The organism is Microcoleus vaginatus PCC 9802, from assembly GCA_022701275.1.
In the GTDB taxonomy this organism is placed as follows: domain Bacteria; phylum Cyanobacteriota; class Cyanobacteriia; order Cyanobacteriales; family Microcoleaceae; genus Microcoleus; species Microcoleus vaginatus_A.
In genome coordinates this window covers 6,666,956-6,681,701 of record CP031740.1, presented here as the reverse complement: position 1 = coordinate 6,681,701, position 14,746 = coordinate 6,666,956, and the positions used below count along the sequence as shown (strand labels likewise).

Annotated in this window: 12 protein-coding genes; 2 read left to right on the top strand and 10 right to left on the bottom strand. The window is 45.5% G+C overall.

The genetic code is table 11. The features are described 5' to 3' along the window. Positions 1-44 precede the first annotated feature (44 nt). Positions 45-1,205, top strand: coding sequence for an aldo/keto reductase (locus D0A34_27630; GenBank protein UNU22100.1), 1,161 nt, complete (start codon positions 45-47; stop codon positions 1,203-1,205). 656 nt (positions 1,206-1,861) lie between these two features. Here D0A34_27630 and D0A34_27625 read toward each other — a convergent pair. The 10 genes from D0A34_27625 to D0A34_27580 all read right to left on the bottom strand — a co-directional run bounded on the left by D0A34_27625 (position 1,862) and on the right by D0A34_27580 (position 12,213). Continuing rightward, entirely contained in the window at positions 1,862-2,902 is a 1,041-nt protein-coding gene (locus tag D0A34_27625) for a tetratricopeptide repeat protein (protein UNU22099.1), read from the bottom strand. Between the two features lie 390 nt (positions 2,903-3,292). After that, positions 3,293-4,288, bottom strand: coding sequence for an MBL fold metallo-hydrolase (locus tag D0A34_27620; protein UNU22098.1), 996 nt, complete (start codon positions 4,286-4,288; stop codon positions 3,293-3,295). Then, entirely contained in the window at positions 4,275-4,970 is a 696-nt protein-coding gene (locus D0A34_27615; GenBank protein UNU22097.1) for a hypothetical protein, read from the bottom strand. The genes D0A34_27620 and D0A34_27615 overlap by 14 nt, the downstream gene beginning before the upstream one ends. Before the next feature lie 5 nt (positions 4,971-4,975). Next, positions 4,976-7,033, bottom strand: a complete 2,058-nt coding sequence (locus tag D0A34_27610) for an ATP-binding protein (GenBank protein ID UNU22096.1) — start codon at positions 7,031-7,033, stop codon at positions 4,976-4,978. Between the two features lie 144 nt (positions 7,034-7,177). Beyond that, positions 7,178-7,951 carry a BMC domain-containing protein gene (locus tag D0A34_27605; GenBank protein UNU22095.1) on the bottom strand — a complete coding sequence of 258 codons (774 nt, stop codon included), beginning with the start codon at positions 7,949-7,951 and terminating at the stop codon, positions 7,178-7,180. Positions 7,952-8,156: 205 nt separating this feature from the next. Further along, positions 8,157-8,834 carry a carbon dioxide concentrating mechanism protein gene (locus D0A34_27600; protein ID UNU22094.1) on the bottom strand — a complete coding sequence of 226 codons (678 nt, stop codon included), beginning with the start codon at positions 8,832-8,834 and terminating at the stop codon, positions 8,157-8,159. Positions 8,835-9,123: 289 nt separating this feature from the next. After that, positions 9,124-10,776 (bottom strand): carbon dioxide-concentrating mechanism protein CcmM, encoded by a 1,653-nt coding sequence (locus D0A34_27595; protein ID UNU22093.1) that lies wholly within the window; start codon positions 10,774-10,776, stop codon positions 9,124-9,126. A 118-nt stretch (positions 10,777-10,894) separates the two neighbouring features. After that, positions 10,895-11,200: a carbon dioxide concentrating mechanism protein CcmL gene (locus D0A34_27590; protein ID UNU22092.1), complete on the bottom strand. Its 306-nt coding sequence runs from the start codon at positions 11,198-11,200 to the stop codon at positions 10,895-10,897. A 263-nt stretch (positions 11,201-11,463) separates the two neighbouring features. Next, a complete protein-coding gene (locus D0A34_27585) occupies positions 11,464-11,805 on the bottom strand; it encodes a carbon dioxide-concentrating mechanism protein CcmK (GenBank protein ID UNU22091.1) in 342 nt (113 codons plus the stop codon). Positions 11,806-11,901: 96 nt separating this feature from the next. Next, positions 11,902-12,213, bottom strand: a complete 312-nt coding sequence (locus D0A34_27580; protein UNU22090.1) for a carbon dioxide-concentrating mechanism protein CcmK — start codon at positions 12,211-12,213, stop codon at positions 11,902-11,904. A gap of 625 nt (positions 12,214-12,838) precedes the next feature. Here D0A34_27580 and D0A34_27575 point away from each other — a divergent pair. After that, positions 12,839-14,713 (top strand): NAD(P)H-quinone oxidoreductase subunit F, encoded by a 1,875-nt coding sequence (locus tag D0A34_27575; protein UNU22089.1) that lies wholly within the window; start codon positions 12,839-12,841, stop codon positions 14,711-14,713. The last annotated feature ends 33 nt before the right edge of the window (positions 14,714-14,746 follow it).

The window sequence follows — 14,746 nt, the reverse complement described above, 5'->3', positions numbered from 1 at the left end:
TTCGCTGTATTTGAGGATTTTCAATGAAGGAGGGCTTAAACTTAATGAGTGTTAGCTTAGAAAATAGTAATGCGATCGCAGGCAGAGCTACCGCAGAAGGAACGCGGCGTTACAGGGAACGGCACAACAAAAACTGTGCAGCCGATCACTTCCGAGAAACTGGTTCGCTCGTTGCCAGCTCGATTGGAATTGGCACTTACCTTGGCGAACCAGATGAGTATACTGACACTCTTGTGGCGTCCGCTGTAGTTGAATCGGTTCGGCGGGGTACCAACCTAATTGACTCAGCAATTAACTACCGCTACCAGTACGGAGAGCGGAGTGTCGGAAAGGCTATCCGGCGTCTCCTGGAATCGGGAGAAGCCTCAAGAGATGAACTAATTATCTGCACGAAAGGCGGCGTTGTTCCGCATCCAACTCCAAACCATGTAGAGTGGTTTTATCAGCAGTACGTCGAGCCAAACAACTCTACTGTCAGCATGGCAGATTTGGCTGCGGAGCGTTACTGTATCCACCCAGAATACATTCAAGATCAGCTTAATAGGAGCCTCGCCAACCTCGGCATCGAGACAATCGATGTCTACTACCTTCACAATCCAGAAAAGCTACTTTCTAAAGTGGAACCCGATACTTTTTACCATCGGTTGCGAGAGGTTTTTGAGGTATTTGAAAAGGCAGTTTTAGCTGGGAAAATTGCCAATTACGGTCTGGCAACTTGGAATGCTTTCCGCGTACCTCCAACTGAAAGGAACCACATCGATCTGGCGCGCGCGAAGTCCATTGCTCGGGAAGTAGCTGGGAACAGAGAGGATCGGTTTCGGTTTATCCAGCTTCCTTTGAATATGGGGATGCCGGAAGCGGTGCTAACCCCAACTCAAACCATCAAAGGAGAACAAGTCTCAGTATTGGAAGCTGCAGATCGCTTAGGCATTTCCGCGATCGCCAGTAGGTCGATCTGTGAAGCGCAGGTTATTGGTCAGATCCCAGAAAAGATTGCTTCTGCCTTTGGCGATCGCTTGCGGACAGACTGCCAGCGGGCGCTCCAATATACCCGCAGCGCCCCTGGCCTCTTGAGTGCCCTTGTAGGGATGAAAGCGCCAAAACATATAGAAGAGAACTTAGCCCTCGCTGCTGTCCCGCAGCTTGGGAGAGCAAGCTTTCAGGAACTTACTGATTCAATTGTTCAAGTGTTAAACGGAAATTGAAGTTCTCCTTGCCGGAGAACGGCTGAACTTAAAATCTTGAATGGCGTTACCCAACCTTACCCCTCTTCTGTCACTCTCCGAGTATTAAAATAAAAGTGTGAAAAGATAAAAACGCTACAAATGAGGCCTAGCAATGGATGTAGGGTTACAAGTTCTCAAACATTTGGCGAGAGACGCATAATCAACAAGGAGAGTGATAGAGGACTATTGTGCACAGTATAAAGACATATTTAAAGAAGTAAGAAATTATGAAGGTTGTAACTATTTACATTTAGGAATAATTGCACCCCTCGAAAGAAAACCCTTACCCTCAATAGGTAAAGTAGTAGCAATAAAATCTGCACATTGGTTGCATCATTTTATTACCAAATCACCTGGGTCGGTAATTGAAATGAAGCCAAAAAGATTAATAAAAATTCTCAAATAATTAAAGGGCAAGAAAATTACCCTAGTAATTAATGAAACAGGAGATAAATAAAAAAAAGGGGGGAAAACTGACTATGTAGCTACACAATATCTGGGAAGTGTAGGAAAAGTAGATAATGGAATAGTTTCAGTTAATGTTTATGGTTCTTCCGTACTTAGTGTGCTAAAATTGGATATTATTGTAACATTTTAGCCCATTAAGTACGGAAGAACCCTGATTACTGACTAATTCAATTATTGATAAATTCACTTTCACAGATAATCGAGTCTCGGTTCTCCAAATCTTCTTGATTCCAGACCGCGTTTAATGCTGCGGAACTTAAGGAAGTTGACATCGTATTTAAGGTTGTGTTGTAGTATTCGGCACCATTATTAAGTTCTACCTGTGGCGCTTCCTTGAAGTATGAATTAATATCAGGCGTGCACCGCTGGGCCTGGTAGTATAAATAAGCTTCAGCATTAATGCACATTACATGGTAAAAATCTCTATTTGCTGCGGTAACATCTCCAAGTTTATACAGCGCTAAACCCCGGTTGAGATAAGCTTTAACATAGTTCGGATCGAGTTTTACTGCTTTGTCAAAGTCTTCAATTGCAAGCTGCATTTGTTTTAATTTATAGCGAACACAACCTCTGTTATAATAGGCATAAACATTTTGTGGATCGATGCCGAGTGCAGTGTTGTAATCGGCGATCGCCTGCGTATTGTCTCCTAATTGGTGGTAACAGAGACCTCGATTTATGTAAGCTTTGATATATTTAGGATTCAACCGCAGCGTTTCGTTAAAGTTTTCCGTTGCTGCCTCTTTTTCTCCCAAAAGGTAGTAAGCGCGCCCCCGGTTGTAATAGGTTTTATAATTGTGGGAATTGATAGATAGAGCTCGATTGTAGTCTTCTATTGCTTCTTCGTAATTTCCTAAATTAGCAAGTACAAGTCCCCGGTTGTTGTAGATAGCGTGGCTGTTAGGCTTATTTGCTAAAGCGCAGTTGAGATCTTCAATGGCTTTTTCGTGTTCTCCGAGATGACGCCAAGCATTGCCTCGATTCAAGTAAGCCTCGAAGAAATTAGGATTGATATCTAGGGCTTGGCTGAGGTCTGCGATCGCCTTTTGGTAGTCTTTCATGTAATAGTAAACTAAGCCGCGATTGTTGTAGGCTTTGGCATCGGCGGGATTGACTTGCAGTATCTGATCGAAGTCCTCAAGTGCTGCTTCATAGTTTCCTTTCTTGGCGCTGTGCAAACCGCGCTTGTAAAATTGTTTGAGGTTCATAGGTCAACTTTCAGGATTGCTTGATTCTGGGGGTTGATTTCTTGGCAGTCAGTTTTTCGTTGAACACCGGTTAAACTTCTCTTTTTTTGCCACCCGTTATTAGATTACCCTCAAATTGATTGTAGCCTATCTACGGGAACCAGGATTTTAGGTTCATTTTAACAGCTCTTCGAGCTTCAGGAGACCGTCACTACGTCGGCTTGATTTACTTTACCAGTTCGATTATTGACAATCTTGATTTTCAGTAAAAAGTCGGATTTTAGTCGAGCCCCTGTTTCCCATTCTCGGGCTGTGATCGAAGCGATAGTACAACTTGGTATCAATTGCTGCCCTTATTTTCTAAGTGTAAACTTTAGATATTTTTAACAGACTCGCTATGAATAACCAAAATCAAACTCTAAAACGCCCACATAGTGGATTAGAAACTCGATCGATGATAAATTGTTGGTGTGCAGCAATGCCGGCAGCATAAGTCGTTTTGTTGCCTGCAATCTTGATTGATACAGTTCCTCCACAACAACTGTTGCTTGCGCGCCCCCTAGCAGGCAGAGCATTTAAGTGTGTAGGCTCTAAATCAGGAACGCTGTCCGCACATTTTTTTGATAGTTGAGTACATAAAATATGAGCCATTGGCACAGAAGAAACTACACCTTCTACTATCTCTTCGCGGGGGTTGTCAAATCGCCCCCGACCGATCGAAAATACTACTAGATTTGGTTTGACTAAATCGCACAACTGCTGAGCAAATGCTTTGCCATCTGCACCGCCCGGTTTACCTCCATGATGTGGAAAAACCAAGATGTCAGCTTTCAAATCACTTCTTTCCTTTAGAAGTTGATCTAATCCAACTTGGTCAATATCAGCACCTAATATAGCCACCCTATGAGAATCGTGAACCAGACCAACAACAGCCGATGTCGAGTTTGGATTCAACCGACGCTCGTCCACACTTCTACCTACCCCACCAACCAGAGCTAATTCAGGAGTTGGGGCAAGAATTTCTACCAGAACTTGACCCACATTCAACTGACCTGTTTTTGTTGTTGTCAGTTCAGTTGAAACTACTGTACCTAAACGTAGTCGTGCATCTTTTAAAGCAATAAGTAAGTCATTCCAAGTTTCAGTTTCTCTGCATAAATCTGGGTTTAAATGTACCTTGTTAATTTTTATTGTTTCATTTGAAAGTAGGTTAATTATCCCTGCAATGTGGTCAGCATCAGCATGGGAAATTAAAATGTGTGAAATTTCTTTAATAGATAGATTTTCCAGTGTTTCTATCAAAGTAACGCCCTGCGGACAGTCAATAATTATTACGCCATTTGTATCTCGCAAAATAGCACAATTTCCATGACCAACATCTAAAATTATAAGTTCAGGTAAGCTCATCATTATCATCAAGCTCAGGTGCTAACTGGAATTTCTCAAAATAAAGATCCTCAGATTTATCAGCTCCTATATTAACATGAGCAAATAAACGGACACCTCCTTTTAGGGCGTCCTGTCGAATTTCTTCGGGAATAAGCACAGCCGGAAAACGAACAGCCTCATGGGGATTCCAACCAGGAACTATTGCATCTAGAACATCTTCCCCAGATTCTGTATCAGTATTGGTGATTCTTACTAGCGTTCTATGAGGTTTTCTGTTACTGGGGACTTGACCCCTAAGTTCTAAAACACAGTTTTTAATTCCTTGTTTTATAGTCGCAGCATTGGCTTCATCCCGACTCAAAAGCACGGGAATTTTGCGCCGCGACTTTCTAATAGAGACATTGGCATCTATTGCAGTGTACTGAGTGATGAGAATAGATGGAATTTTTCGATCGTACAATTCGGCTACTAATGTCGCTCCAGAAAAATTAGTCCGCCCATAATTAGCCAAGCGATGGTCGCACAAGGCACCTTGAGCATTTTTCTCAATATACGATGCAAGTACATCGACTTCTCTGAAAAAGTCATCGACTATAAAAGATTCAAAACCCGCCTCCTCTACATCCCACCCAGTCACCTTAGCTAAGTCTTGTTCATCATCAACTATTGCTATTTTCTTAAGTAAAATTTGTGCAATCATTACAGTTAACTCCCAGAAAGCGGTAATTCTACAGCAAACTCAGCTCCTCCCAATTCGCCATTCGATATCGCGCGTACTTTCCCTCTCATATCTTTAACAGAATCTTTGACAATTGTCAAGCCAAAACCTGTACCACCAGGTGTAGTCGTGATACCGGGCAACCAAATTTCATCTAGTTCAATATCCTTGATTCCCAAACCATTATCTAAGACTTTTAGCCGCACGTTATTCCCTAAAATTTCAGTGCTGATAATTATTTGCCGTCCTTGATTGCGTGCGCCCTCAACCTGGAAAGCATTAATAGTATTTGTCAGCAGATTTGTCAGAATGGCTTCTACCAGAGCAATGCTGCCCCTGATGTGGGGTATTTGATTAACTTTTATTGTTTTTATTTCTATTTTAGATTCTTCAAAAAAAGGTTGGAACAGTTCAACTGTATCGTCAATAACACTGTGGACATCTATCACACCAGAGCGACGCTTTTCTCGTTTTAATAAATGCAGCGGAAAATTAGCAAAACGCTTCCAAGAACTACTGGCTCGATAAAGCATTTCTACAGGTTCTTTCAGAGACTCTGTATATGCCTCGTCACTCAGTAGTTGTTTTCCTTTACTTTCTATTCTCTGAGCTAATTTCTGGATTAGAGTGACAGGTTTACTAGATTCGTGTGCAAAAACTGCTGCCGTTGTTCCCGCTGTAGCCAAACTGCGATAAAGCTGAAGATCGTCGCGCAATGCTTTTATTTCTCGCTCTTTTGCTGTTTCATACTGTTTAACTACTTGGCGCACTTTTGCACGATTTTCTTGCGGTATTTCTTCTTCTATCACCTGTTCAAGACGTATTTTGACATCCTCAACATCTTGACTAGATTCTTGCTTGATTTCCTCTCGTTTCTTTTCTGTTTCTTTCAGCCTCTCTTTAGCCATCCATTCCAACACATCGACAGCAAAGCGTCTCAGATCCAAAAAAGCTTCATTTTCTATGAAGCCGAGCCGATCTGTTTTTTGAATAAGCAAGTCATCAGGATCGATCGCAATTACTCGGCCAATAACCGTGCTGGTGGAAGGACGCACCTCAGGGTTCCTAGCCCGTGCTAAATTGATATTCAGCCAATCATCGGTGCGATCGCCGTAAGGCTTTACCCGCAAACCTCGGTGGTAAAGATGAACACCTCCTACCTCACTCAGCCAACTTCTGACTTCTGCGGAAGAAACTTTTTTGGCTGAAAAATTTTGAGGATTTAGCAAAAAAACCCACATCTCTAATTCCGCTGCCACACTTCTGTAGGGTTCTTTAGAGGGATTTCCAGAAATATTTTCATGATCGGCGCAAAAAAGTAAATCTCCTTTCCAGTCTAACAGCCTTGCTTCAACAGTTCCCTCCGCGTTCAAGCTAGCTTTCAAATGATATTCAGCCGCCTCAAAGTAAGCCTCGTTTACTTTTTTTTCAATATCCGCAAATCCCGGAGCTATCAGCCGAGGACGGAAAGCGACAGTATTGTCAAATGGATCGGCTAAAAGTAAAAGTTCTCTTGCCAGTCTTTTAATCTCAGCTCTTCCCAACTGCATTTTTACTTTGTGAATTATAATGTCAGTTCCGTGAGGTTTCTGAGTGAGATTTTTTTGAGTATCAAAAGAGACATCCTCTACAACATCAGCCTCTGCAAAAACATCCCAGTTAATTGTGAGAGTGTACTCAACTCCAGGCTCATTTTTTGGTCTGGTTATGAGGTTAACTTGAGAACCTTGCCGCAGAGCTGCTAGCCTGCCTAACCCTTTATCCCCAACAGGCAGACGGCCCAACTGTGTAGGTTCGCGGGCTGCTTTTTTTGACCGTCCCAGTACCAACCATCCTTCACTAATGGCATCGGTATCCATACCAGTGCCGTTATCTGAAATAATTATGGAACCACCTGTATTGTTAGTATTGATAAGCTCTACCGTGCATTTTGTAGCATCAGCATCATAAGCATTCTTAACTAACTCGATAATACCTTGATCCGGGTTAGGAATCAGTTCCTCCCCCAGACGGTTGAGGATGCTTGGTGAAAACTTAAAGTGCATGATATTGTCCGCTATTTAATATCACCAAGAGTTGCAAACAATGTCATGATTTGTTCAGAAACTCTATATGTATGATACCACAAGCACCTTACTAGCTCTATTCAGTAACATACAGCCCAACAATTACCAATTACCGATTACCAATTACCGATTGATTTCCTCTTCCACATAAACAGTCAATTTCTCCAAATCTGGAAGTTCGATCAATTCTTGTTCCTTTTCCTTGACCGAGACGGGCATCATCACAGGTTTACGCTGCTCGATCCAGCAACTCGCCAGCGGTAAAGTTTGTTCCAAATCTTCCAAAGGTCTCGGAATTACCATCACCGCGTTCAACTCGCCAATTCGCTCAGCTTCGTACATCCCGGCTTCTACGGCTACTGCTACATCTGCAACTGCACCGCGAATAATTGCCGTGCACAAACCGGCGCCAATTTTCTCGTAAGCTGCCAAGTGTACGTCTGCAGATTTGAGCATAGCGTCGCAAGCGCCGACCATTGCCGGAAATCCCCGGGTTTCGAGCAAACCGATCGCCTGATTGCTAAGCCGAGAATAACTGCCTTTTTCCGAAAGTTCAGTCAGCCGAAAGCCGATCGGCAAAACCACTTCCAAATTAGCCAAAGGTCTAGGAATCACCAACTTAGAAACAAACTGCCCGAACTGTTCGGCAGTTTGAGCTCCAGCTTCCACAGCCAAACGCACATCGGAAATTCTGCCCCGGACGATCGCGGTACAGTGACCGGAACCAATTTTTTCGTATCCTACTAAAATCACTCCTGCCGACTTCAGCATCATGTCAGCAGTCCCCACAATTGCCGGAAAACTCTTGGTGGATACCAAACCCAAAGCAGTGTCTTTGAAGTATTCCTGGCGCTGCGATCGTTCTTCGTGACTGTTACGATCCGTTTGTCCGTCCATCTTCTATTACCCTTAGAAACTTCCCAAAATAAAAATTTGTTGATAGTTTATAGTTTCTCAGATGAGAAGACAGACTGCACGAGCTACAAGACACAGATTGCTGCTGCAAGGTCTTACAAATTGCTGAGCTACCAATAATATGAGATTACCTATTTATATTTGATCTTTCTGCCTTCAGCATAGCTGCCTTTTGCCGAAATGACGGCTACCCGGAACCGCCCGATAGAGTTTGGCCGTTTTCCTCCGATCGATTAAAAGCTTGCCGATGCGGAAACAGCGTCCCCAACAGCCGATTGATGTGAGCTTGACCGTACAGAATAGTTGGCATTTCCCCTGGTTGGGGTGGCTCTGCGGCGGTGGATTCCGGCGGCTCTGGGGCAGTCTCCGGCGGAGTTTGAGGCGGTGTTTGGGTGGGTTGTGGTGGCTCGATCGGCTCGATCGGTCGATCGACTGGTGGCGTAGGGGCTTCGGGGGTTTCTGGTGATGTTGGCGCTGCTGTTGGCGCTGTTGCGGTTGCTTCTGCGGCGGCTTGGCGGCTGGTATCTCCGATTAGAGAACCTGCTGCCATAATTTGCATTTTGTCGATACAAGGATTGATTAGGGTCGTCCCGGCGCCAATACAGGCATTTTCCCCGATCGTTCCCGCACCTACCACCAGAACTCCTGCACCTAGAATAGCGCCCGCCGCGATTTCCAGAGTACCTTCACGGGCGTGAAGGATAACTCCCATACCGATACAGGCACCGGCGGCGATCGAGATCCGGCTGCCCGGAGCTGCTTGCAGGATTGCTCCCGGGGCGATCGCCGCACCCTCATTCACAACTACATCGCCACTCATCAAAATCTGAGAGTTGCTACTTAATTGCAGTGGCGATAAATACATTCGACTTCACCATGAAAGGAGCTATTTTTTTCGATAAAAGGACTTTAAATTATGGGTTTTCTCGACTGATAAATTTAACCATGTCAATCTAAGAAACGATAATTTACTAATACTGAGAAGCTTGATGCTTTAACGTTTTATAGAAACTTTCAGAAGATTCTAGATTTTGACCAACATTTCCCAATCGAGCTTTTTAACTATCTCAAATCCAACTTCAATCCGCTGGGGTTTCTCCCGTTGGCCCCTGTGCCAGGGCTAAACGGGAGAAACAAGCTAATTACCAGGCAAATTAAGGTCGTTGGATAATTTCTTCGAGTACCCGGCGCTTCGCCTTGGAGTCGATGCCAAGCAAGCGGACGTACTCGCCGCTGTGTTCTTTGAGACAGCTTTCGAGGGCAGAAATCACTTCAGATTCGCGGTTGGATGCGATCGGCGCGCAACTGCTCCAAGAACCGGTGCGGAAACGGCGCGCGTCGGCGTGTTCCGTGCCAATTTTGTAGCCTTGGGAAAGCAGGTTGCGGATTTGGTCGATCGTCTTGCCGGTCAAACTTCCGCTGCTCGCCGAACCAGTCGAAGCTGCTTTGTATCCCGATGTTGCTGCCGACTTAGATGTTGCGGCCGGCTGAGCCGATTGACCAACCGGGCCGTCGGGACGCTGAATAATTTCTTCAACTATGCGTCGCTTAGCTTTCGGGTCAATCCCGATCAAGCGCACGTATTCGCCCGTGTACTCGTTCATAACAGCTTCCAAAGCGGCGATCGCCTCAGATTCGTTTCTGACTTGCAGCGAAGCCCCGCTTTGCCAAGAACCGGTGCGGAAGCGGCGCGCGTCGGCGTGTTCCGTCCCCACCTTGTAGCCTTGAGCTAGCAAGCCGCGAACCTGAGCCACTGTTTCGGCACTCAATTTTCCGCTTGATACGGAACCGCTATTGTGGTTGGAACCTTGTGCAACTTTACCGTTAGATTGGTGAGTTTTCGCACCGTTAGAACCGTTAGAGCCGTTTTCTCCCGGTCTTTGGACGATTTCTTCTAGTACGCGGCGCTTGGCTTTGGTGTCAATCCCGATCAAGCGGACGTATTCTCCTTGGTGTTCAGCCATGCAAGCTGACAAAGCCGCGATTACTTCTGACTCGCGGGTTGAGGAAATCGGGCCGCAAGTACGCCAAGAACCGGTACGGAAGCGGCGTGCGTCGGCGTGTTCAGCTCCTACGCTGTATCCTTGAGCTAGTAAATTGCGGATGCTATCGGCTAGAGAAGAACTCAATTGGGTGCCGGCATGGGTAGAATATGGGGTTTGAGTCATATTTGGGTTTGTACTTTTCTCGTTGCGAATTGGTGCTAGACAGGCGATGTTCTCAGCGCAGCGATAACCCGTTCTCAGAGCGTCATTGATGCCGATGACATGGGTCGCAAATTGAACGTCAGAATCTTGAACGTCAGGCAAGCGATCGGCTTGCTTCTGATTAGTGATGATGGCTCCCGAAGGTACGTACTTACCCGGGGGAATCTCCACATCTTTAATTAGTACGTGCATCATCACAATGCAGCCTTTGCCCACTCTGGCATTGAACACCGTAGAGCGAAAGCCGATAAAGCTATCCTCGCCCACGTAGGCAGGGCCGTGAATTAAACTCATGTGGGTGAGGGAAGTATTTTTCCCCACCCACACAGAATAGGATTTGCCGTCGTCTCCTGTGACTCGGCCTTGTTCTAGGCCGTGAATCACTACTCCGTCTTGAATGTTGCTTCCTTGTCCGATATAAAAAGGAGTGCCTTCATCGGCGCGGATAGATGTCCCCGGGGCAATCATCACATTAGAACCGATATGCACATCCCCAATAATGTTAGAAAAGGAATGTACGAAGGCGGTATCGTGAATTTTGGGCTCAGCCAAGTTTTTCGACCAAGGCGTCGGGGGAGCCGCAACGTTGCGGACTGCCATAAATTAAGTTCTCCTAAGCTGAAAAATCTTTTTGTTAGTTGTTAGTTGTTAGTTGTTAGTTGTTAGTTGTTAGTTGTTAGTTATTTTTCCACTAACTGCTAACTGCTAACGGTTGCAACTAGCCGTATGGGTCGTCTTTTTTACTGTAAATGAGGCGGTTTTCTACATTGACAGTATCTATAATGCCTACTACCAGAGCATCGATCGGACGGTTTTCGCTCCCGGGCGCGATCCGGGCTGCGCTGCCTCGGGTTACTAAAACCCATTCATCTATACCAGCACCCACACAGTCAGCGGCTACCTCATAGCCGGGAACTGGCGAACCTTCCTCATCGATGAATTGCAGCAGTAGAAATTTCGATCCTCTCAGTGTCGGCTCTTTTTGGGTACTGACAACTGTGCCGAGAACTTTGGCCATTTGCATTTTAGGTAATAGGTAATAGGTAATTGGTAACTGTCATTTTTACACTGTCACTTGTCTTTTTTTAATTAGCTCTGTCCTCAGTCCGCTGTCCGCTTTTTAGAGCTTCGTCTAGTAACTAATGACTCATGACTAATTACTCATGACTAATAACCAATATCCCATACCCACCTCAATTAAAAATTAAAAATGCTAAATCAAAAACAGCGCGATTTTTAATTTTTAATTTTTAATTACCAAACGCCCCTAACAGCCGATCGCCTGTCTTAAGATCTGTTGAGGGGGCGAATGCCGCTCACGCCTTCGCGGAACTGTTCTACAGCTTCGGTGTAGCGAATGGGCAACACGTACTCTAAGTTTTCGTGAGGGCGGGCGATAATGTGGGTGGACATCACTTGTCCGCCGTTAACGCGCTTCACTGACTCTACTCCGGCTGCGACAGAAGCTTGCACTTCCGAGACATCTCCTCTTACAATCACCGTAACCCGAGCGCTACCGATTTTTTCGTAGCCTACCAAGGTGACGCGGGCTGCTTTGACCATCGCGTCAGCGGCTTCTACCACTGCGGGAAAGCCTAAGGTTTCGATCATGCCAACTGCAATTGCCATTGGTTTTACTCCTGATTGAATATTTGGGGAACTAAACAGTTAATTTTTGACAATCGCACAAATTTTCGTTTAAGGAAATTTTTGTGCGCTAAGAACTTAGTAGCCTCGGAATTGTTCTACTGCTTCTGTATATCGAATCGGCAGAACGTATTCTAGGTTTTCGTGGGGGCGAGCGATAATGTGGGTAGAGACAACTTCTCCGCCGTTCACGCGCTTGACGGATTCCACTCCTGCGGCGACTGAGGCTTGGACTTCCGACACGTTGCCGCGCACAATTACTGTGACGCGGGCGCTGCCGATTTTTTCATAGCCCACGAGGGTAACGCGGGCAGCTTTGACCATAGCATCGGCAGCTTCCACAACAGCGGGAAAACCTTTTGTCTCAATCATTCCCACGGCAATTGACATTTTTGAATCTCCTTTGAGGATGAGCGAAATTACCGTTACAAATCTTTGAGAAATCTAAAAATTTGGACGGGGAGGCCCACATTTTTTAGTAATGCAGTGTAAAGCTTCCTATCCTATAAGAATAGGGGAAGCTGTCCACCTTGACAATATAAACTAACATCATAATGTTTAATAACAAAAATTAAAATTTTTTATGTTACTTAAAATAATTTAATATTTATTTAATAATCTTAATATAGAGAGGGGTAGATGCCGACGGCGAAGGGGATTAAAGTAAGTAATAATACTCATATAAAGTAGAGTTCGGTATGTGAAGCCGGAGCAGCTCACTGCCGGGAAACTTGGGGATTCCAAAAGGGGGATCGCGGGGAAATCGGCAAAAAAGGCAGTCTTGACCGATCTGCAGGCATTTTTTTTCTTTGAGTGCCTCGTCTGCTCAGCTACTAATTTTGTCTGGAGAGAATTCTCAGTTTTGATGCTTTAATGTATAGTTAATCTGGAGTGCAAATTATTTTGCCACAACTATACGATCGGGTTTAGTCAAAGTTTTAGGGTCTCGCGCGATCGCCTGCGACTGTTTTTGTATAAAGGCAGCCAGTAATTTGAAGTTTAAGGGATAAATTAAATGACTCAATTTCTCCTCCAAGCCTGTTGGTGGGTACCTTTATATGGCTTGATAGGCGCAATTTTAACTTTGCCGTGGTCTACCGGCACCGTTCGCAGAACTGGCCCGAGACCTGCTGCTTACTTCAATTTGCTGATGACGGTGTTGGCTTTCCTGCACGGGTCAGTTATTTTTACAGCGACTTGGGATCAACCGCCCCAACAGTTGCTCGTGCACTGGGTGCAAGCAGCCGATTTAGATTTGTCTTTTGCAATAGAAATCTCCACAGTCAGCGTCGGAGCAATGGAGTTAGTTAGTGTTCTGAGTTTGCTAGCACAAATTTACGCTCTAGGCTACATGGAAAAAGACTGGGCGCTAGCTCGATTTTTTGGGCTGATGGGTTTTTTTGAAGCAGCAATTAGCGGCATTGCCATTAGCGACTCGCTGCTTCTAACTTACGCTTTGTTGGAAGTGCTGACGCTTTCAACTTACTTGTTAGTCGGGTTTTGGTACGCTCAACCGCTGGTAGTAACAGCCGCTAGAGATGCGTTTTTAACCAAGCGTGTAGGAGACGTGCCACTGCTGATGGGAGTAGTGACGCTTTCAACTTTAGCGGGAAGTTTGAATTTTTCCGATTTGGAAACATGGGCTGAAACTGCAACTTTGTCTCCTGTAGTGGCGACTCTTTTAGGTTTGGCTTTAATCTCCGCACCTACGGCAAAGTGCGCTCAATTTCCGTTCCATTTGTGGCTCGACGAGGCGATGGAAGGGCCAAACCCGGCTTCGATTATGAGGAATACCGTAGTTGTGGGCGCTGGGGCTTATGTTTTGATTAAACTTCAGCCTGTTTTAGCGCTTTCCCCGGTCGCAGATGCGGTACTCGTGGTTTTGGGTGCGGTGACGGCTGTTGGCGCTTCCTTGGTGGCGATCGCCCAAATCGACATCAAAAGAGCACTATCGCATTCTACCAGCGCCTCTTTGGGTTTGGTGTTTATCGCCGTGGGGCTAAATCAAGTTGACATTGCTTTGCTGTTGCTGTTCGCCCACTCGATCGCCAAAGGCCTATTATTCATGAGCGTAGGGTCAATTATTACCACAACTAACACTCAAGATTTAACAGAAATGGGTGGGTTGTGGTCGAAGATGCCTGCCACGACTACGGCTTATTTAGTAGGCGCTGCGGGGATGGTAGCGCTGTTGCCTCTGGGAAACTTTTGGGCGATGCGACGCTGGCTCAACGGTTTTTGGACGGTGCCTTTGTGGCTGGTAATTGTGCTGCTTTTAGTTAACGGTTTGACAGCGCTAAATTTAACTCGCATATTCGGTTTAGTGTTTGTGGGAAAACCGCAGCCGAAAACTCGCAGAGCTCCCGAAGTTGGTTGGCCGATGGCTTTGCCGATGGTAATTTTGACGGTGATGGGGCTGTTGGTGCCTTGGATGTTGCAGGAGTGGCAACTATTAATTAGTTGGACTGGGCCTTGGGCGGAAACGGGAGATTTTGATGCTTTAAATTTGCTTTTGAAGACGCTCGATACGCCGCTGTTGTTGTTATCTGGGTTGATTGGCGTTGCGGTTGGGGTGGCTATTTATTGGTACGGGGTTTTACCTCGACCGGTACGACTGCCGATGCCGGCGGTGCAGGATTTGTTTGCTTACGATTTTTATATCGATCGAGTTTACCGCTTGACTGTCGTTTGGGCTGTGGCTTTTATTTCTAAAATCAGCGCTTGGACGGATAAGTATGTGGTGGATGGGGCGGTGAATTTGTTCGGTTTTGCCACAATTTTCAGCGGTGAAGGGTTGAAGTACACCGGCACCGGTCAGTCGCAGTTTTATGTGTTGACTATTGCGGGGGGGGTGGCTGTGTTGCTGGCGTTGATTATTTGGCAGTTTTAAACCGCAGAGTTTGGCAGATAAATTTTTCGGGTT

Coding starts and splice junctions, on each gene's coding strand:
- D0A34_27630 (UNU22100.1), top strand. CDS start 45: ATGAGTGTTAGCTTAGAAAATAGTAATGCGATCGCAGGCAGAGCTACC.
- D0A34_27625 (UNU22099.1), bottom strand. CDS start 2,902: ATGAACCTCAAACAATTTTACAAGCGCGGTTTGCACAGCGCCAAGAAA.
- D0A34_27620 (UNU22098.1), bottom strand. CDS start 4,288: ATGAGCTTACCTGAACTTATAATTTTAGATGTTGGTCATGGAAATTGT.
- D0A34_27615 (UNU22097.1), bottom strand. CDS start 4,970: ATGATTGCACAAATTTTACTTAAGAAAATAGCAATAGTTGATGATGAA.
- D0A34_27610 (UNU22096.1), bottom strand. CDS start 7,033: ATGCACTTTAAGTTTTCACCAAGCATCCTCAACCGTCTGGGGGAGGAA.
- D0A34_27605 (UNU22095.1), bottom strand. CDS start 7,951: ATGGACGGACAAACGGATCGTAACAGTCACGAAGAACGATCGCAGCGC.
- D0A34_27600 (UNU22094.1), bottom strand. CDS start 8,834: ATGTATTTATCGCCACTGCAATTAAGTAGCAACTCTCAGATTTTGATG.
- D0A34_27595 (UNU22093.1), bottom strand. CDS start 10,776: ATGGCAGTCCGCAACGTTGCGGCTCCCCCGACGCCTTGGTCGAAAAAC.
- D0A34_27590 (UNU22092.1), bottom strand. CDS start 11,200: ATGCAAATGGCCAAAGTTCTCGGCACAGTTGTCAGTACCCAAAAAGAG.
- D0A34_27585 (UNU22091.1), bottom strand. CDS start 11,805: ATGGCAATTGCAGTTGGCATGATCGAAACCTTAGGCTTTCCCGCAGTG.
- D0A34_27580 (UNU22090.1), bottom strand. CDS start 12,213: ATGTCAATTGCCGTGGGAATGATTGAGACAAAAGGTTTTCCCGCTGTT.
- D0A34_27575 (UNU22089.1), top strand. CDS start 12,839: ATGACTCAATTTCTCCTCCAAGCCTGTTGGTGGGTACCTTTATATGGC.